This is a genomic window from Sandarakinorhabdus sp. FBCC-B8862 (genome assembly GCF_059745315.1).
Map to the genome: position 1 here is coordinate 1,150,843 of NZ_CM185574.1, position 17,639 is coordinate 1,168,481.

The following is a 17,639-nucleotide window of genomic DNA, read 5'->3' on the forward strand; positions in this document are numbered from 1 at the left end:
CCGGCGGCAGGGGAAGCGGTCAGGCAGTGACGATGCGGGCGCCGCGGCGGTGGCGGCGGGCCAGAAGGCCGATGCCGCCAAAACCGCCCATCATCAGCAGCCAGCCATCCGGTTCCGGCACGCCGGGTGCGGCGGCGATGCTGCCGCTGACATTGTCGATGAAGGCGGTGTTGTCGCCCGATGCGCTGCCGGTGAAGCTGAGCAGATAGGCATTGCCGGCCACCACCGGCACGGCCGCGCCTTGCCGGGCGGTGAAGGCCTGGCCGCTGACCGTGTTGAACGTGCCGAGCAGCGTGCCATCCAGATGCACCGTGTAGGTCTGGTTGCCGGCGCTGCTGCTCAGCACCGGCCGCGCCCCTTCCAGCCAGACCGGTGTGAACAGGCCGGTGGCGCTGGCGACAAAGCTCTGCTGGATGCTGCCGACATTCTGCAGGAAGGCATATTGGCTGCCGCCAAAGCCCTGCGGCGGGTTGCCGCCAAACCAGGGGAAGGCGGTGTAGCCGTTGATCAGGCCAGCGCCGCCGGCAAAGCTCCACAGGCCAACACTGCCGCCGAGATAGGCATAGCTGCCCAGATTGCCCGGCAGGGTGGCAATCGGCGGCGCTTCAAAGCCACCATTCTGCACTTCTTCGGCCGCCACCGGCGCTGCCATCATCACGGCCAACGCGGCCGCCACCTTCCAGACTTGCACGACTTGCCCCCGGCTGATTTTCAATAACAAAGCGTTAAGCAAGATTTTCACAGGGCGGATTGGACAAATCCGACACGCCGGGCCGCCAAAGCGGGAAAAGCCCGAGAAAATTCAGCGTTGTGGTGGCTGGCAGATGGCTTTCAGCGCCTGCCAGTCGGCATCGCTCATGCCAGGCTCGGCACCCCATTTGGCGGCATCGCCAAAGCGGCGGGCGCGGCTGTCGGGGCTCGGGTGGCTGGTGCCAAAGCCGCCACCGGCCTTGGCCAGGCGGGCAAAAAACGCCTCCGCCCCGCGCGTGGTGATGTCGGCGGCCTGCAGCAGGGTGATGGCGCCGGCATCGGCTTCGGCCTCGGCAGCCTGGCTGCCCTTTTTCATCAGCGTGAGGTCAGCCAGCTCGCCGGCATCGCTCCCAAGCGTGCGGGCCACCACCGCCGGCCCGCTTTCCAGCAATATGGCCTGGTTGGCATGCTGATAGGCGACATGCTCCATTTCATGCGCCAGCGTCGCGGCCACCTCGTCGGGGGAGCGGGCCTGATCGATGAGGCCGCGATAGAGCGCGACATGGCCGCCGGGCAGGGCAACAGCGTTGACCTCCGGATTGTCGACCACGGTGACGCTCAGCGGTTCGGGCAGGCCATCGCTTGGCATCAGCCGCGCGGTCAGCCGGGTCAGCGCGGCATGGCCGGCCCCGCCATCGCATTGCGGGCCCAGCTGCGCCAGATAGGTGCGGCCGATGGCATCGGTGACATGGTGGGGCAGCAGCGGCGCGGCCAGCACCGCCACCTGTTCCCGATTGGCCCAGGCCAGGCCGGCGATGACAGCCAGCAGCGCGATGACCGCCAGCACGGCCCGGCGCAGCGGATTGGGCCGCGCCAGCAGCGGCAGGTCCATCACCCAACTGTCAGCCGGCGGTGTCTGGTCAAAGCGCACCTGCCAGTCGCGACGGTCGGTGCGGCGCAGATTCAGGCCATCATCACGGCGCACCCGGGCGAGCGGAATGGCGGTGATATCGGATTCGACATTGATCACCAGCCGCTTGTCATGCGCGGTCACCACCACCGCCTCGCGCCGGCCATCGGCCACCAGCATCCCGTTCAGGGGGCGCTGCTTGGCGGAACGGCGGGGCGGCGGGGCTGGCATCGCCATCTTCAGTGCCAAGCCCGGGCGGCCGATGCAAGCCGCTGCGGCCACAGGCGGCACCAAGGGGTGGCGACGGCCGCGGTTTTTGGCTAAGCGGCGTGGCACCGCAACTGGTGCGGCGCGCATTCACCACCAAAGGCCACCATGTCCGATCTCATCACCCTCACGCTTCCCGATGGTTCCGAGCGCCAGGTGACGCGCGGCACCACTGGTGCAGACGTGGCGGCCAGCATCGGGCCGGGGCTGGCCAAGGCGGCGCTGGCGGCGAAGCTGGATGGCGAATTGGTGGACCTGTCGCGCCCGATCACCGCCAACGCACGCCTGGCGCTGGTGACGGCGAAGGACGAGGCCGACGCGCTGGAACTGGCGCGCCACGATTTTGCGCATGTGCTGGCCGAAGCGGTGCAGACGCTGTTTCCCGGCACGCAGATCACCTTTGGCCCGTCGACCGACGACGGTTTTTATTATGATTTTGCCCCTGCCCCCGGACGCGGGCCATTCACCGAAGAGGAACTGCCGGCGATCGAGGAGGCGATGCGCGCCATCATCCGCGCCGACAAGCCGTTGCGCCGCGAAGTCTGGCCCAAGGCGCAGCTGGTCAGCCGCTGGCAACAACAGGGGGAGGCATTCAAGGCCGAATGGGCCGCCGCCCTGCCCGATGACGAGGAGCTGAGCGTCTATTGGTCGGGCGATGACTGGCTCGACATGTGCCGCGGCCCGCACCTGCCGTCGACCGGCAAGCTCGACCCCCAGGCCTTCAAGCTGACCCGCGTGTCGGGCGCCTATTGGCGCGGCGATCCCAAGAATCCGCAACTGTCCCGCATTTATGGCACCGGCTGGCTCAACAAGAAGCAGCTGGACGCGCATCTGACGCGGCTGGAGGAAGCCGCCAAGCGCGACCACCGCAAGCTGGGCCGCGAGATGGACCTGTTCCATCTGCAGGAAGAGGCGCACGGCAGCGTGTTCTGGCACCCGCGCGGCTTTGTCATCTATCGCGCGCTCGAGGCCTATATGCGCCGCCGGCTCGATCCGGCCGGTTATGACGAGGTGAAGACGCCGCAAATCATGGACGCGCGCCAGTGGGAACAATCCGGCCACTGGGGCAAGTATCGCGAGAATATGTTCGTCATCCCCGACGAGGTGCCCAACACCGAGGATGAGGGGCCGGTCGTCTCCAACGATGCACAGTGGATGGCATTGAAGCCGATGAACTGCCCGGCGCATGTGCTGATCTTCCGCCAGGGCATCAAATCCTATCGCGACCTGCCGCTGCGCCTGGCTGAAATGGGCTGCTGCCACAGGAACGAGCCGCACGGCGCGCTGCACGGCCTGATGCGGGTGCGCCAGTTCACGCAGGACGATGGTCATATCTTCTGCCGGCCCGACCAGCTGGTGGCCGAAGTCGCCGCCTTCTGCGACCTGCTCGACGTCGTCTACAAGGATCTGGGCGGCTTTTCCTATGCCATCAAGCTGGCGCTGCGCCCGGAAAAGCGCTTCGGCAGCGACGAGATGTGGGACTGGGCAGAACAGTCGCTGCGCGATGCCGTGGCCGCCACCGGGCGCAACACGCCGGAATGGGGTTGGGAAGAACTGCCCGGCGAAGGCGCCTTCTATGCGCCCAAGCTGGAATTCCACCTCACCGATGCCATCGGCCGCACCTGGCAGGTTGGCACGATCCAGACCGACACGGTGCTGCCGGAACGGCTCGATGCATCTTACGTGGGGGAGGATGGCAACCGCCACCGCCCGGTCATGCTGCACCGCGCGATCCTCGGCAGCTATGAACGCTTCATCGGCATCCTGATCGAACATTTCGCCGGCTGGTTCCCGACCTGGCTGGCACCGTGCCAGGCGGTGGTGGCCACCATCGTGTCCGACGCCGATGCCTATGCCGGCCAGGTCGCCGAACAGCTGAAGGCCGCCGGCATCCGGGTGGAATGCGACCTCAGGAACGAGAAGATCAACCTGAAGGTGCGCGAACACAGCCTGCAAAAAGCGCCCTACATGCTGGTTGTCGGCCGGCGCGAGGCGGAAGAAGGCACGGTGGCGCTGCGCAACCTCAAGGGCGGCGAGCAGAAGGTGATGCCACTGACCGACGCCATCGCCCTGATCCGGGCCGACGCCACCCCGCCCGATCTGCGCTGACCAGCCCGGGCATCAGGGTTTCAACTGCCGCTCCAGAAATTCGGCGGTGGCGGCGTTCACCTTGGCCCAGCCGGCATGGCGCAGGAAATCGTGGATCTCATTGGGGATCACCAGTTCCTCGAACGGCACGTTCCGTTCGCGCAGGGCGGCGGCGAGCGCGATGGTCTGGTTGATCCGCACATTGCGGTCATCATCGCCGTGGATCAGCAGCACCGGGCTGTGCCAGCCCACCACATCGGCCAGCGGCGATGATTTCCATGCCGTGCGCAGCGCCCGGTCGCGTTCGGTGTCGCCAGAGCTGGTGATGCCGGCGCCCAGCGTTTCGATCATGCTGCGCGACCAGTCGTGCACGCCGTGGATATCCACCCCGGCCTTGAACACATCGCTGTTGCGCGCCAGCGCCTGCGCGGTGAGCAGCCCGCCATAGCTGCCGCCCCAGATGCCGATGCGGCTTGCATCCACATCGGGCCGAACCTGCAGCCAGCGGGCCGCCGAAATCACATCCTGATATTCACCGGCGCCGCGCGGGCCGCCATCGGCGGGATGCTGGAAATCCCAGCCATAGCCGATGCCGAGCCGATAATTGACGCTGAGCACCACAAAACCGCGCGCCGCCAGATACTGGTTCAGTGCATAGGCGTTGGCGTAATAACGCATGTAGCTGAACCCCAGCAGCATCTGCCGCGGCGGCCCGCCGTGCACGAACACCACCGCCGGGTGCCGGCCGCCACCGGCCGGGCGGAACAGCTGGCCAAAGATGGTGGTGCCATCGGGCGCCTGCCAACTGACCTTTTCGGGCACCACCAAGGCCGGCCCGGCGAAAGTGGACGGCGCCGCCTGCCCGGCCAGGGTGGCGCAGCGCGGCGCGCACCATTGCACGGCGCCGGCATCGCGGGCGCGGGCGGCGATCAGGGCCACGCCATCGTAGGTGGCGGCCGGGGTCCATTCCAGCCCGTTGCCGCGGGTCACCGCCGTCACCGGGCCGCCGGCGACCTTCACGCTGAACACATGGCGGCGGGTGTCGTCGTCCCTGTCGGCGCCGGTGTTGGCCGAATAATAGAGCGTGCTGCCATCCGGGCTGAGGCTGACATGCTCCACCATGAAGCCATCGCCGGTCAGCCGCGTGGCCGGCCCGCCGGCGGCCGGCACCGAATAGAGCTGCTGCCAGTTGGTTGCGGCCGACAGGAAGACCAGCCGGTCACCGGCCGCCCAGTGGAGATTTGCGCCGCCCACTACATCGGGGAAACTGTCACGCAGGCTGGTGCCGCTGGCCCAGGCCTGTTTCGCCGTGCCGGCCGCGACATCGGCCACCATGATCGCCCAGGGCTGCGGCTTGGCATCGAGGAACCGGCCATAGCCATCCAGCCCATCCCAGCGCCGGGTAAACGCAATGCGCGTGCCATCGGGAGACCACACCGGCGTGCCATCGATGCCGCTGCTGGCCGGCAGATAGGTGATGGGCGCCGCCGGCCCGGCATAGACGCCGATCAGCGCATGGCCTTCGCGCCGCGAGACAAAGGCCAGCCGCTTGCCATCGGGGGACCAGGCCAGATCGCTGGCGCGGCCGCGATCGAAGAACAGCCGGGCAAAGCCGCTGCCATCGGGCTGCACCGTCCACACCTGGCCGGCCTTGATGCAGGCGATGGTGCCGTTGGCCGAAACCGCCGGCGCATCGCATTCGGCCAGCGCCCGGGCACCGGCGGCATCGGCGCGCCACAGCATCACCTTGGGCTCGTCCACGCTGGCCGCCGGATTGGGGGCCAGATTGCCGGCGGCGGCCCAATTGCCGTCATGGTCACCGCCGCGCACGAACAACAGGCTCTGGCCATCGGGCGCGAAGCTGAGCTGGGTCAATTCCTGCCCGTCGTCGCCGCTGAACCCGGTCATCCGCTGCGGCGGGCTGGCTGCGCCCGTTGCCACCCAGATGTTGCGTTCGCCCATCACCTCACGCACCCAGGCGATGCGCTTGCCATCGGCGCTGGCCACCAGCCCCGATGTGAAGGGATAGGCCATGGCATCGGCCAGCTGCATCGGGGCCGCGCCTGCCGCCGCCCCTGCCATCAGCATCGCGCCCGCGATCAGCATGTTCCGCATCGATAACCCCTTCGTCTCTGACGCCAATCATGCCGCATGCCCGGCCAAACACAATCCCGGCCAAGGCCCCGCGCCATTTGCACCATTGGCAGCGGCGGGGCACGGGGGCTATGTTGCGCCTCCGCCGTAAAGGCCCTGGAGAAGGACAATCTGATGCTGCGCACCATCATTGCCGCTGCCGTTGCAGCCACCGTGATCCTGCCCACCGCCGTGAACGCCGGCCCGATCGAGGATCGCCAGGCGATCATGAAGGGCAATGGCCGCGACACCAAGGCGCTGGGCGAAATGCTGAAGGGCGTCACCCCCTTCGATGCCGCCGCCGCCAACAAGATCCTGGGCAATTATGCCAGCGGCGCCAAGGCGTTTGGCAAGCTGTTCCCCGCCGGCAGTGACAAGGGTGCCGAAACCGAAGCGGCGCCTGCCATCTGGGCAAAGCCGGCCGACTGGAAGGCCGCCGTGGCCAAGTTTGAAGCCGATACCGCTGCGGCCGCTGCGCTGAAGCCGGCCGATGCCGCCGCGCTGGGCAAGGCGTTCGGCATGGTCACCGCCAACTGCAAGAGCTGCCACGAGGCGTTCCGCATCAAGAAGGGTTGAGATGCGCCGGCGCCACGCTGCCCTGATCGGGGCTGCAACCCTGATCGCCATGGCGGCGTGGATGCTCACCGCGCCGCAACCGCTGGCCGCTGAAGACGTGGCGCAAGGCCCCGGCAATGCCGCCGCCGGGGCCCGCATCTTCAATGCCGGTGGCTGCGCGTCGTGCCACGCCGGCAAGGGAGCCAAGGGGGCAGCGAGGCTGGTGCTGGGCGGCGGCGCGCCACTCGACACACCGTTCGGCCGCTTTCAGCCGCCCAACATCTCGCCCGGCCGCGATGGCATCGGCGGCTGGACGCTGGCGCAGTTCGACAATGCGATGCGGCGCGGCATGGCGCCGGATGGCCGCCATTATTATCCGGCCTTTCCCTACACCAGCTATGCCCGGATGCGGCCCGGCGATGTGGCCGATCTGTTTGCCTATCTGAAAACCCTGCCCGCCGTGGCCGGCAAAGCCCCGGCAAGCGATGTGGCCTTTCCCTACAGCATCCGGCGCGGCATCGGCCTGTGGAAGCGCCTGTATCTGAACGCCGACCCGGTTGTGCCCCTGCCCGCAAACGCATCGGCGGAGGCACGCGCAGGCCAATATCTGGTGGAAGGGCCCGGCCACTGCGGCGAATGCCACACCCCGCGTGACCGTTTTGGCGGCAGCGACCGCGCGCGCTGGCTGGCCGGTGGCCCCGATGCCGAAGGGAAAGGCAAGGTGCCCGGCCTGACGCCGCACGCGCTCAGCTGGAGCGCGGGGGAGATCGCCGATTATCTGAAAACCGGCTTCACCCCCGATTATGACAGCGTTGGCGGATCGATGGTGGAGGTACAGGCCAACATGGCGCAATTGACGGATGCCGACCGGGCCGCCATTGCCGCCTATCTCAAGGCCTTGCCCGCCAGCAAATGATGGGCAATTTGGTCGTTACTCAAATTTATCGGGTGCACCCCTTGGCCGGCCGCTGTCTTGTCTCTATATGGCAGTGCCAAGGGGGCGCCAGACGGCCGCGACAGCGGACGGACTGAATGAAGGACATGTTTGAAATGCAGACGCTTGGCCCCGGGGCAGTTCGCCAACGCCGTGCCGCCGCTCACAAACTGGCAATCACCGCCCTGCTGGCCGCCTCGGCGCTTGCCGGCACCGCCGCGCATGCCGATACGCTGAACCAGGCCCTGGCCAAGGCCTATGAAACCAACCCGACACTGAATGCCGCCCGCGCCAACCAGATGGCGACGGACGAGAATTATTCCCTGCAGCGCGCTGCCGGCCTGCCTTCGGCCACGCTCAATTCCACCTTCAATGAAAACGTGCTGATCCCCGGCGGCCAGTTCGTCATCATCCCCCGCACGCTGCAGACCCAGGTGCAGGTTTCGGTGCCGATCTATCAGGGTGGCCTGGTCAAGTTCGGCATGAAGGCTGCCGATGCCCGCGTGGCGGCCGGCGAGGAAACGCTGCGCGCCACCGAGGCCAGCGTGTTCAGCCAGGTGGTCGCTGCCTACAATGACGTGCTGCGCGACAGCCAGATCGTCGAATTCAACCGCGCCAACGTGAAGACGCTGGAAACCAACCTGCGCGCCACGCGCGACCGGTTCGAGGTGGGCGATCTCACCCGCACCGATGTCGCCCAGTCCGAAGCGCGGCTGGCGCAGGCCCAGGCCGATCTCCGCAACGCCGAGGCCAATCTCATCGGCTCCAAGGAACGCTATATCCAGCAGGTCGGCGAGGCGCCGAGCGAGCTGACGCCGCCGCCGCCGCTGCCCGGCCTGCCCGCCAGCGTGGATGAGGCGGTGGAAATCGCCATCAAGGAAAATCCCGACATCGCCGCGGCCACCAAGAACAGCGAAGCCGCCGGTTATGACGTGAAGGGCGCCCGCGCCGGCCGGCTGCCGCGCCTGAACGCTTTTGGCACCCTGAACCGCACCGACAACTTCAACGGGGCGCGTGCGCAGATCCCGATCAACATCCCGTCCACCCAGGAATCGGGCGTGATTGGCGGCCAGCTCACCTTGCCGCTCTATCAGGGTGGCCGGCCATCGGCGCAGATCCGCCAGGCCCAGGCCCGCAAGACCGCCGCGATGGAAAACCAGATCGCCACCGAACGCCAGGTCATCCAACAGGTGCGCGCCGCCTTTGCCAGCTATCGCGCCAGCCTGGATGTGATCAAATCGGCCGAAGCCGCCATCGCCGCCAACAGCCTCTCCCTCGAAGGCGTGCGGGCGGAAAACAGCGTGGGCAACCGCACCATCATCGAAGTGCTGAACGCCGAACAGGAACTGATCAACGCCAAGGTGATCCTGGCCACTGCCCGCCGCAACGCCTATGTCGCCGGCTTCACCCTGCTCGCCGCCATCGGCAGCGCTGAAGCCCGCGATCTCAACCTCGAGGGCGTCAAGCTGTATGACAGCAAGGACAATTATCGCCGCGTGAAGGGGGATTTCCTCGACTGGTCGGGCCGCGACACACCGATGATCCGCTCCACCCGCACGGTCACCACCCCGGCGCAAAGCGCCAGCGAGGTGGTTGGCCCGCAATAAGCCTGCGCTGGCGGCCTGACCTCAGGCCGCCACCCAGCTGCCGTGGAAACTGTGCGGCAGCGCCACATCGGCGCGAAAGCTGGCCACCGGGCCATCGGTCAAGCGATCGGCGCGCAGCACGTGCAGTTCGGTCGCCCGCGCCTTGAGGTTGATGGTGGTGCCGATCAGCCAGCGCCCGGCGGGCACGAATTCCTCGACAATCTGGTGGGCCCCGAAATCATGGGCCTGGCCGCGCCCGGCCTGCCAATCCCACTGGCCGATGCTGCGCGCAAACGGCCGGCCGGGCTGATAGCCGCCAACATGAAATGTCGGGCGGGGGCCATCATGCCCGACGGGATGGCGCGGAAATTCCGCCGTGATGGCGGCATTGCGCAGGTGGGCCCGGCCATCGGGGTGCAGGCTCACCAGCCGCAGCATCGGCCGCTCGCTGCGCGGATAACGCCCCTCCACCAGCGCCGGGGCGCCCTCGATGGCAAACAGCGGGGTTTCATCAAAGGCGCCATCGAAATGGATGGTGCCATCCGCTTCTTCCCAGCCATCGCCCAGGTGGAAGAAGAACAGCGCCGGCAGCTCGAACAGCCGCTGCCGTGTCAGATCATCCTTGTCGATCACCAGCACGCGCGTGCCCTGTTCCGGCCGCCACACCATGCCGCTGGCAAAGGGCAGGCTGGCCTTCTCGTGCAGCCATGGCTGCAGCACGATGATCAGGTGCCGCGCCGTCATGGTGAAGTCGTGCATGTAGGAAGAAGCGGGCAAGCTGATCAGTTGCCCGGCCTCCAGCGTGCCGGCGGCCGACAGGCGATAGACATAGGCATATTTGCCCGACAGGCCGATGTTCCAGATGCGCCCCGATGCCTCCACCTTGGGATGCGCTAGGAAAGGCATGCCCTTCAGATCGGGGCGGAACACCACCGGGCCGATTGTTGCCAGTGTTGCCATGTCCATGGCGGTGGCCGATCCGGCCTCCCACAGCGCCAGCAACCGGCCGCCGGCGGCGATCACATGGGTGTTGGCGGCGTTGGTATCGTCCGCACTGCCGACCTGGGCGCCGGGCCGGGCCGGCGTTGCAAAGCCCGGCTGCACGATGCGGCCGGCCGCGGTCTCGATCCGGCGCTTGGGCGTGTCGACAAAGCGCGCCTGCAGCCGCACGGCGCCATCCCCCAGGAGATAGGCCCGCACCAGGCCATCGCCATCAAACCAGTGGTTCACCGCCGTGTCGCCGCGCCGGAATAGCGCCGGCCCGTTGCGATACAATGTGCCCCTTAGATCAGCGGGCAGCCGCCCGTGCAGCCGGGTCAGGCCACGCGGGGCAATGTCGGCCTCCACATCGCCCAGCGCCAGCGCCCATTGTGGCTGGGCGGCAGCGGCCAGGCCAGCGGCGAGCGCTTCGGCGGGCAGGCTGGCGCCCAGCCCGGCAGCCAAAGCGCGGCTGAACAATTCACGACGGTCAAGCGCGGTCATGGCTGGACGGCCTTTCACCGAATGGTGATGCTGGCGGCGGCGGCGGGGCCATCAACCGCAAAACTGCTTGCCGCCCAGGCTGCCGGGCCGGCCACGGCCGGGGCGTTGTTGGAAAAGGCAAAGGGCTCGGTCGGCATGCCGAACGGCGTCATGCCCATCTTGCCGTCGCCATCAATGTCGTGAAATGCCTTGATGGCGTAACGGCCGGGGGCCAGGCCGGGGAAGGTCGCCACCGCCTGGCCCTGCTGCACCGGTACCGCCGCCTGCGCCACCGGCTTGCCGCCACGGTCATGCGCCGCCTCATTGTCATACAGGCTCAGCATGATCTGACCGGTGGGGGCATCGGTCACCGTGAAGGTCACGGTCAGTGTGGCCGGGCCCTCGGCCGCGGCGGGTGCAGCCAGCGCCAGCAGGGCGGCGGTGAGCAGGCGGTTCAAGGTCATGGCGGTCTCCTGTGGGTGAAGGGCGTTTTGCCCGGTTGCGTGGCCAGTGGTGGCTGGCTAAGCCGCTGATGTCGCCGGGAGATGCGCAGGATGACGCCGCCAGTTCGTGAAGGGACGCCTGCCGCCGTTCACGCTTCGCCAATTGCAGACCGTTTGCACCCCAGGCTGCGCCCCAACCTGCGCCCCAACCTGCGCCCACGTGTGCAGCGCGGGCTGGTGATCGGCGTCGCCGCGTCGCTGGTGCTGGCCTTCACCGGCGCCTTCCGCACCGATCAGATCGCCCTCCTCCCCCGGGTCGGTTACTGGTTCAGCGTGGTCATGGCCGGATCGCTGCTGGGCCTGCTGATCACCGCAGCCGTGCAGGCCTGGGGCCGGCTGGCGCGCTGGTACTGGCTGGAAATGGCCTTCGCAGCGCTGCTGATCTCACTGCCGCTCACCTTCATCGTGGTGGTGGCCAGCGTGCTCTGCTTTGGCCAGTTTCCGATCACGCCGGCAACATTGGCCGGCTTTTTCACGGCGGTGTTCCCGGTGTCGCTGGTGATGACGATCCTCAACATGAGCACGGCGCCACAGGTGGCGCCCCCCACCGCCGAACCGGAACCGCCGCTGGCGCCGCCCGCAGCACCGCCGCCCGTCACCATGCCGGCGGCGCTGGCCGAACGCTTGCCGGCCCGACTGCGTGCCGGCCGGCTGCTGGCGCTGGCGGCAGAGGATCATTATCTTAGGGTCCACACCGATCTTGGCAATGATCTGGTGCTGATGCGCATGGCCGATGCCGTGGCGCTGCTGGCCGAAGTGCCCGGCGCGCGGGTGCACCGCAGCTGGTGGGTGTCCCGCGCCGCCGTCACTGGCACCAGCCGCGATGGCGACCGGCTGTTCCTCACCCTCGAAACCGGCCTCGCAGCCCCCGTCAGCCGCGCCGAACGCGCCCGGCTGGCAGCGGCCGGCTGGCTGTGATCAGCGGGCCAACCGCGGCTTCAGCCAATCCACCCAGCGCCGCCACACGTCGCGGCTGCGGATCGGATCGGCCGGCGAATGGCCCGGCACCGGATAGGCGATGAATTTCACCTCCACCTTGTTGTCCGACAGGGCGCGATAGAGTTTGTAGGCTTGCGGGATCGTCACCCGCCAATCGCCGACATCGGCCATGATCAGCGTGGGCGCCCGCGCCTTCCAGGCCTGGAAGATCGGCGATTGCCGGCTGTAACTGGCCATATTGTCGCCCACAAAGGGCGACGGGCCATATTGGCCGGCCCGGATGCGGTTGCTGTCGGCCGTGGTATATTGATCAAGAATGTCGGTCACCGGCGCGCCGGCCACCGCCGCCTTCCACGCCTTGGGGTAGGCGCCGATCAGCCAGCTGGTCATCATCCCGCCGTAGGACCAGCCGGTCACCGCCATGCGCGTCTCGTCGATCAGGCCGCGCTGCTTCAATGCCAACACGCCGGCCATGATGTCACGCCCCGGCCCGGCGACGGCATCGCCCAGGATCGCATGCTGGAACCGGTGCCCGCGGTTGTTGCTGCCGCGATAATTGGGCTCCAGCACGATCCAGCCCTGGGCCGCCAATATCTGGGCCGCCATCGAAAAGCTCTGCCGCGATGCCGCCACCGGCCCGCCGTGGATATAGAGGACCAGCGGCCGCTTCTGCCCCGGCTGGTAATCGGGCGGATAGGTGATGACCCCATCAGCGGTATAGCCATCGCTTTTCCACGTGATGGTCTCCTGCCGGCCGGGGGTCACATCATCCATCGCGGTCTGCAGGTTGGTCAGCGCCTCCGGCTTGCCGCCGAGGGCGAGGCGATAGAGTTCCAGCGGGCGCGAAGCCGTGGCTGCGGTGAAGATGATGCTGCCATCGCTGGCGATCTCGGCATCAGCCGGATCCAGCCCACCCAGATCAACACGGGTCGCCTTGCCATCCCTGGCCAGCCACAGGCCGTTCATGGTGCCATCGGTGCCAGCCAGCAGCAGGGTCTGGCTGTCGGGCAGCCAGCCCAGCGGCTCCACCGCCACGTCCAGATCGGGCGCGGCATCGCGCGGGGGACCACCGGCCGCGGGCGCGATCATCACACGGGCCTGGTGCGCCGGCTGGCCATCGCGCGCGGTGCCAAAGGCCAGGCTGCGGCCATCGGGCGACAGGATCGGCACGCGCACGCTGGCCGGTGTTGGCACGAGCGGGGCCACCGTGCCCGTCGCCACCTCGGCGCGCATCAGCCGGCTGCTGTCGGCATCGCCGGTGGCCGGCGTTTCGGCCTGAACGAAGATGATCGCCTTGCCATCAGCCGTCCAGTTCAGCTGGCTGGGCGGGCCATTGGGCGGCAGGCCGAGCGGCAGTGAGCGCGGCCCGCTCGTCACGCGCCTGGCCACGCCATCGGCCAGCCCAACCGTCCAGATATGGATGGGCTTGCGGGCGCTGCGATCGAGATAACTGTGATTGCCCACCTCGAACGCGTCTTCAAACTTCGCTTCCCCGGTCTTCTCCGGCTCCTCGTCGGCGGCGGCAAAGGCCAGGCGCGTGCCGTCCGGGCTCCAGGCGAATTGCACCACCGGCGTCTTGCCGCTGGTCAGCGCCCGCGCGTCACCGCCCGCCATGTCGAGCACGTGCACCTGCGCGCGGCCATTGGCATCCTGGGCCAGAAAGGCGATGCTGCGGCCATCGGGCGACCAGCGCGCACTGCCCACCCCGGCGCGGCGGCTGATCACGCGGGCGGCCTTTGTCGCCACATCGATCAGGGTCAGCTCGCCATCCCAGCGATTGTCCTTCAGATTGGCGCGGCTGATCATGGTCTGCACCGATCTGCCATCGGGCGATGCCTGCGGGTCGCTGATGCGCACGATCTTCGGCAGATCCTCGGTCGAAACCGGCCGCGCCACCACCGGCGCCGCCAGCGCCAGCGCGCCCAGCGCGGCGCCCGTTGCAAACATCATCCGCATGCGCTTCCCCCTCGGTCGCAGGCCCAGGCCTGCCCAGCCGGTCAAGGCTAATGGCCTTGCCGCGAAAGTCCACTGCGATGATGGCAGGGCGTCAGCCGGCGCGAACCAGCGTGCCGGCGCCCTTGCGGGTGAAAATCTCCAGCAGCAGCGCGTGCGGCACCCGACCGTCCAGGATCACGGCGGCGTCCACCCCGGCGTCCACGGCGGCCACACAGGTTTCCAGCTTGGGGATCATGCCGCCGGTGATGGTGCCATCGGCGACCAGGCCGGCGATGCCGGCGGGCGTCAGATCGGTCATCAGATTGCCGCTCTTGTCGAGCACGCCGGCCACATCGGTGAGCAGGAACAGCCGCGCGGCGTTCAGCGCGCCGGCAATCGCCCCGGCCATGGTATCGGCATTGATGTTGTAGGTGTGGCCATCCTCCCCCACCGCCACCGGCGCGATCACCGGCACGATGCCGGCGGCGACCAGCGTGTCGATGATGCTGCGGTCTACCCGCGCCGGTTCGCCAACAAAGCCCAGGTCCACCGCCTGCTCGATATGGCTGTCCGGGTCTTTCGCGGTGCGCTCCACCTTCGCCGCCGTCACCAGCCCGGCATCCTTGCCGCTGATGCCCACGGCGCGGCCACCGGCCTGGGCGATATGGGCAACGATTTCCTTGTTGATGCTGCCGGCCAGCACCATTTCCGCCACCTCGGCGGTCGCGGCATCGGTCACCCGCAGGCCATCGACGAAGCGGCTTTCAATCCCCAGCCGCTTCAGCAAGGACCCGATCTGCGGCCCGCCGCCATGCACCACCACCGGGTTGATGCCCACGGCCTTCAGCAGCACGATATCCTCGGCAAAATCGCGCGCCCGTTCCGCGTCGCCCATGGCGTGGCCGCCATATTTCACCACAAAGGTCTTGCCGGCATAGCGCTGGAGATAGGGCAAGGCCTCGATCAGCGTTTCCGTCTTGGCAAGCATGTCGGGGTGCGGGGCGTGACTCATGCCTGGCGCTATAGGGGCTGGGCGCGGCAGGTGCAAATTGGGGCTTGCAGTTGACGTTGCGTCATCGGCTACGAATCAGCCCATGACGACGAAATCCACCCTCCCGATTGCCGACGTGGTGCGGCGCACCGGCATCACGGCCCGCACCCTGCGCTTTTACGAGACACTGGGGCTGATGACGGCGCAGCGCACCGCATCGGGCCACCGCTGTTATGGCCCGGCGGAACTGGCGCGGTTGCACCAGATCAGCGCGCTGAAAAAGGCCGGCTTCAGCCTGGTGGATATCGACGTGCTGCTGGGCGCCCGCGCCATTGCGGCCGGCGATGTCATCACGGTTCAGCTCAACGCGCTGGATGATCAGCGCCGCAAGCTCGCCGCCGCCAAGGCGCGGCTGGAACTGGCGCGGCAACGGGTGACCGATGGCAAGGCCCTGACCCCACAGGATTTCTGCGACCTCATCATGGAAGGAGACAAGATCATGACCACCCGCGAACAATGGGACAAGGTAACCGAGCGTTACATGACCGAGGCTGACAAGGCGCACTGGGCCGAGCGGATGGAACGCCTCGGACCGAAGGACTTCAACCAGGCGGATTACAGCGCGAAATGGGCCGATCTGGGTGGCCGTATCGCTGCCGATCTGCCGATGGACCCGGCCAGCGACAAGGCCCGGGCCTATCTGGCGGAATGGCGGGACCTGCTGGCGCCGTTCATGGCCATCGCTGACGACCGGATGCAGGCCCAGACGATGACCCTCTACAATCGCATGGACGAATGGGAAGGCCAGGCCGATCCCGGCTTCAACAAGGCGGTATGGGATTTCATCATGGCCGCCAGCGCTTCTGCCAAAGCCGCGGGGCTGCCGGGCGTGGGGGGCTGACTCTGGCAGGAAATGCCGGCACCATGCCGGCATGACCGAGGGTTATTCCGGAACGCCGCTGCGCAGGAAGCTGGGGGTAACACCGCAGCAGCGCAGCTGGCGGCTGGCCATGCCGGCGGCCATCGCTGCAGAAGTTGACGGCGATGCGCCGCCGGTTCTGCTGACGGCACCAGAGGCGGGGATGGACGTCGCCCACCTGTTCACCACCAGCCGCGCCGAACTGGCAGCCGAACTGGCCCGGCTGCGGCCGCTGCTGGCGCCGGCCGGCATGATCTGGGTGAGCTGGCCCAAGAAGGCCGCCAGGGTGCCCACCGACATCACCGAGGACGTGATCCGCACCCTGGCGCTGCCGCTCGGCTATGTCGATGTGAAGGTGTGCACGGTCGATGCCGTCTGGTCCGGCCTCAAGCTCGTCATCCGCAAATCAGAGCGTTAGCACCAGTTGCCCGCCCACCGGCACGGCCGCCCATTGCGTGGTCAGATCGGCGATGCGCGCGCGGATGGCGGCAATGGTCGCCCCGCTGATCGGCAATGGCGTGTCGCCGCGTTCCTCGCAGGTCACCTGATAGAGCGCGATGAAATCCGCGTCCGCCATCGGTCCGCCGCTCCAGCCTTCGCCCTGGAACATCTCGACCAGCCGCTCGACGCTCTGGGCCTGGGCGTCATCCAGCCCCAGCCGGAAACCGCCATCGCCGCCGGCGGCGATCAGGCCCAGAAAGCCCGGCGTCGTCACCTCGGCCTCCACGGCGAAATGCACCATGTCGTGCGGGATGATGCCCTGCTTGGGGCAATCGATGCCGGGGCGCGGGCCATCGGCGGCGATGATCTCCAGCCGGTCATATTTGCCGGCGCCCTTGGTGAAGGTCAGTTTCATCGTGTCGGCACCGGTTCCGGGCCGCTGTAGTCATAGAAACCGCGCCCCGATTTGCGGCCCAGCCAGCCGGCCTCGACATAACGGACGAGCAGCGGCGCCGGGCGATATTTCGGATCGCCGGTACCGTCCTGCATCACCTTCATGATGCTCAAAAGCGTGTCGAGCCCGATGAAATCGGCCAGGGTCAGCGGCCCCATCGGGTGGTTGGCGCCCAGCTTCAGCCCGGTGTCGATATCCACCACGCTGCCCACACCCTCGCCCAGGGCAAAGATCGCTTCGTTCAGCATCGGGCACAACACGCGGTTGACGATGAACGCCGGTGCGTCGCCCGCCAGAATCGCCGTCTTGCCCAGTTTCGCCGCAAAGGCCTGCATCGCCGCCGTTGTCGCGGGCGCGGTGGCGAGGCCGGGGATGATCTCCACCAGCGCCATCAGCGGCACCGGATTGAAGAAATGCAGCCCGCAGAACCGATCAGCCCGGCCGGTGGTGCTGGCCAGCCGGGTGATGCCGATGCTGCTGGTGTTACTGGCCAGCAGCGCGTCGGCGCGCAGCACATCGGTCAGGCCGGCAAAAATCTGCGCCTTGATGGCCTCATTCTCGGTCGCCGCTTCGATCACCAGGTCAGCGGTGGCGAAATCGGCGGTGCTGGTGGTGAGCCGGATGCGGGCCAGCGCGGCATCGGCTTCGGCCTGGCTCAGCACGCCCTTGCCCACCTGCCGGGCCATGTTCTTCGCGATGGTCGCCTTCGCCGCCTCACACCGGGCCATGGCCACATCGGAAAGGATCACATCATAACCAGCCTGGGCCGCCACATGGGCGATGCCATTGCCCATCAGGCCCGCGCCAATCACCCCGATGGTTTGCATGCCGCT

At 67.7% G+C, this 17,639-nt stretch carries 16 protein-coding genes; 7 read left to right on the top strand and 9 right to left on the bottom strand.

The features are described from left to right. Window positions 1-19 precede the first annotated feature (19 nt). On the bottom strand, window positions 20-676 hold the full coding sequence (locus AC6BOR_RS05595) for a hypothetical protein (protein ID WP_498060207.1): 657 nt from the start codon (window positions 674-676) through the stop codon (window positions 20-22). 126 nt (window positions 677-802) lie between these two features. Continuing rightward, complete coding sequence (locus AC6BOR_RS05600) at window positions 803-1,837, bottom strand: M48 family metallopeptidase (RefSeq protein WP_498060208.1); 1,035 nt, start codon at window positions 1,835-1,837, stop codon at window positions 803-805. A 138-nt stretch (window positions 1,838-1,975) separates the two neighbouring features. Here AC6BOR_RS05600 and thrS point away from each other — a divergent pair, with 138 nt between their 5' ends. After that, the gene (thrS, locus tag AC6BOR_RS05605; protein WP_498060209.1) at window positions 1,976-3,976 is read left to right on the top strand and encodes a threonine--tRNA ligase; all 2,001 of its coding nucleotides are present in this window, start codon (window positions 1,976-1,978) and stop codon (window positions 3,974-3,976) included. A gap of 12 nt (window positions 3,977-3,988) precedes the next feature. Here the strand turns inward: thrS and AC6BOR_RS05610 are convergent, their stop codons facing one another. Next, entirely contained in the window at window positions 3,989-6,070 is a 2,082-nt protein-coding gene (locus AC6BOR_RS05610) for a S9 family peptidase (RefSeq protein ID WP_498060210.1), read from the bottom strand. 153 nt (window positions 6,071-6,223) lie between these two features. Between AC6BOR_RS05610 and AC6BOR_RS05615 the strand changes: the two genes are divergently transcribed. From AC6BOR_RS05615 to AC6BOR_RS05625, 3 genes are all read left to right on the top strand, one after another. Further along, window positions 6,224-6,664, top strand: coding sequence for a c-type cytochrome (locus AC6BOR_RS05615; protein ID WP_498060211.1), 441 nt, complete (start codon window positions 6,224-6,226; stop codon window positions 6,662-6,664). A gap of 1 nt (window position 6,665) precedes the next feature. Next, on the top strand, window positions 6,666-7,559 hold the full coding sequence (locus AC6BOR_RS05620) for a c-type cytochrome (RefSeq protein WP_498060212.1): 894 nt from the start codon (window positions 6,666-6,668) through the stop codon (window positions 7,557-7,559). Window positions 7,560-7,684: 125 nt separating this feature from the next. After that, the gene (locus AC6BOR_RS05625) at window positions 7,685-9,184 is read left to right on the top strand and encodes a TolC family outer membrane protein (RefSeq protein ID WP_498060615.1); all 1,500 of its coding nucleotides are present in this window, start codon (window positions 7,685-7,687) and stop codon (window positions 9,182-9,184) included. 21 nt (window positions 9,185-9,205) lie between these two features. Here AC6BOR_RS05625 and AC6BOR_RS05630 read toward each other — a convergent pair whose 3' ends face one another. Together AC6BOR_RS05630 and AC6BOR_RS05635 are read right to left on the bottom strand one after the other, a co-directional pair. After that, on the bottom strand, window positions 9,206-10,645 hold the full coding sequence (locus AC6BOR_RS05630) for a carotenoid oxygenase family protein (protein ID WP_498060213.1): 1,440 nt from the start codon (window positions 10,643-10,645) through the stop codon (window positions 9,206-9,208). Window positions 10,646-10,659: 14 nt separating this feature from the next. Beyond that, entirely contained in the window at window positions 10,660-11,088 is a 429-nt protein-coding gene (locus AC6BOR_RS05635) for a DUF2141 domain-containing protein (RefSeq protein WP_498060214.1), read from the bottom strand. 153 nt (window positions 11,089-11,241) lie between these two features. On the opposite strand from AC6BOR_RS05635, the gene AC6BOR_RS05640 reads away from it, so the two are divergent. Beyond that, entirely contained in the window at window positions 11,242-12,045 is an 804-nt protein-coding gene (locus AC6BOR_RS05640; protein ID WP_498060215.1) for a LytTR family DNA-binding domain-containing protein, read from the top strand. On the opposite strand, the gene AC6BOR_RS05645 is transcribed toward AC6BOR_RS05640, so the two are convergent. Next, a complete protein-coding gene (locus tag AC6BOR_RS05645) occupies window positions 12,046-14,022 on the bottom strand; it encodes a S9 family peptidase (protein ID WP_498060216.1) in 1,977 nt (658 codons plus the stop codon). A gap of 91 nt (window positions 14,023-14,113) precedes the next feature. Beyond that, the gene (gene argB, locus AC6BOR_RS05650) at window positions 14,114-15,013 is read right to left on the bottom strand and encodes an acetylglutamate kinase (RefSeq protein WP_498060217.1); all 900 of its coding nucleotides are present in this window, start codon (window positions 15,011-15,013) and stop codon (window positions 14,114-14,116) included. 82 nt (window positions 15,014-15,095) lie between these two features. Between argB and AC6BOR_RS05655 the strand changes: the two genes are divergently transcribed. Together AC6BOR_RS05655 and AC6BOR_RS05660 are read left to right on the top strand one after the other, a co-directional pair. Beyond that, window positions 15,096-15,893, top strand: coding sequence for a MerR family transcriptional regulator (locus tag AC6BOR_RS05655; protein WP_498060218.1), 798 nt, complete (start codon window positions 15,096-15,098; stop codon window positions 15,891-15,893). Between the two features lie 31 nt (window positions 15,894-15,924). Then, the gene (locus AC6BOR_RS05660) at window positions 15,925-16,329 is read left to right on the top strand and encodes a hypothetical protein (protein ID WP_498060219.1); all 405 of its coding nucleotides are present in this window, start codon (window positions 15,925-15,927) and stop codon (window positions 16,327-16,329) included. On the opposite strand, the gene AC6BOR_RS05665 is transcribed toward AC6BOR_RS05660, so the two are convergent. Together AC6BOR_RS05665 and AC6BOR_RS05670 are read right to left on the bottom strand one after the other, a co-directional pair. Next, window positions 16,318-16,767, bottom strand: coding sequence for a hypothetical protein (locus tag AC6BOR_RS05665; RefSeq protein WP_498060220.1), 450 nt, complete (start codon window positions 16,765-16,767; stop codon window positions 16,318-16,320). The two genes, AC6BOR_RS05660 and AC6BOR_RS05665, sit on opposite strands and share 12 nt — an antisense overlap. Next, window positions 16,764-17,633 carry a 3-hydroxybutyryl-CoA dehydrogenase gene (locus AC6BOR_RS05670; RefSeq protein ID WP_498060221.1) on the bottom strand — a complete coding sequence of 290 codons (870 nt, stop codon included), beginning with the start codon at window positions 17,631-17,633 and terminating at the stop codon, window positions 16,764-16,766. Before AC6BOR_RS05670 ends, AC6BOR_RS05665 begins: the two co-directional genes overlap by 4 nt. Window positions 17,634-17,639 lie beyond the last annotated feature (6 nt).

What these genes read in the sequence shown, in the direction of transcription:
- AC6BOR_RS05600 (WP_498060208.1), bottom strand. Translation starts at nt 1,837, where the DNA reads ATGGCGATGCCAGCCCCGCCGCCCCGCCGTTCCGCCAAGCAGCGCCCC.
- thrS (WP_498060209.1), top strand. Translation starts at nt 1,976, where the DNA reads ATGTCCGATCTCATCACCCTCACGCTTCCCGATGGTTCCGAGCGCCAG.
- AC6BOR_RS05610 (WP_498060210.1), bottom strand. Translation starts at nt 6,070, where the DNA reads ATGCGGAACATGCTGATCGCGGGCGCGATGCTGATGGCAGGGGCGGCG.
- AC6BOR_RS05615 (WP_498060211.1), top strand. Translation starts at nt 6,224, where the DNA reads ATGCTGCGCACCATCATTGCCGCTGCCGTTGCAGCCACCGTGATCCTG.
- AC6BOR_RS05620 (WP_498060212.1), top strand. Translation starts at nt 6,666, where the DNA reads ATGCGCCGGCGCCACGCTGCCCTGATCGGGGCTGCAACCCTGATCGCC.
- AC6BOR_RS05625 (WP_498060615.1), top strand. Translation starts at nt 7,685, where the DNA reads ATGTTTGAAATGCAGACGCTTGGCCCCGGGGCAGTTCGCCAACGCCGT.
- AC6BOR_RS05630 (WP_498060213.1), bottom strand. Translation starts at nt 10,645, where the DNA reads ATGACCGCGCTTGACCGTCGTGAATTGTTCAGCCGCGCTTTGGCTGCC.
- AC6BOR_RS05635 (WP_498060214.1), bottom strand. Translation starts at nt 11,088, where the DNA reads ATGACCTTGAACCGCCTGCTCACCGCCGCCCTGCTGGCGCTGGCTGCA.
- AC6BOR_RS05645 (WP_498060216.1), bottom strand. Translation starts at nt 14,022, where the DNA reads ATGCGGATGATGTTTGCAACGGGCGCCGCGCTGGGCGCGCTGGCGCTG.
- argB (WP_498060217.1), bottom strand. Translation starts at nt 15,013, where the DNA reads ATGAGTCACGCCCCGCACCCCGACATGCTTGCCAAGACGGAAACGCTG.
- AC6BOR_RS05655 (WP_498060218.1), top strand. Translation starts at nt 15,096, where the DNA reads ATGACGACGAAATCCACCCTCCCGATTGCCGACGTGGTGCGGCGCACC.
- AC6BOR_RS05660 (WP_498060219.1), top strand. Translation starts at nt 15,925, where the DNA reads ATGACCGAGGGTTATTCCGGAACGCCGCTGCGCAGGAAGCTGGGGGTA.
- AC6BOR_RS05665 (WP_498060220.1), bottom strand. Translation starts at nt 16,767, where the DNA reads ATGAAACTGACCTTCACCAAGGGCGCCGGCAAATATGACCGGCTGGAG.
- AC6BOR_RS05670 (WP_498060221.1), bottom strand. Translation starts at nt 17,633, where the DNA reads ATGCAAACCATCGGGGTGATTGGCGCGGGCCTGATGGGCAATGGCATC.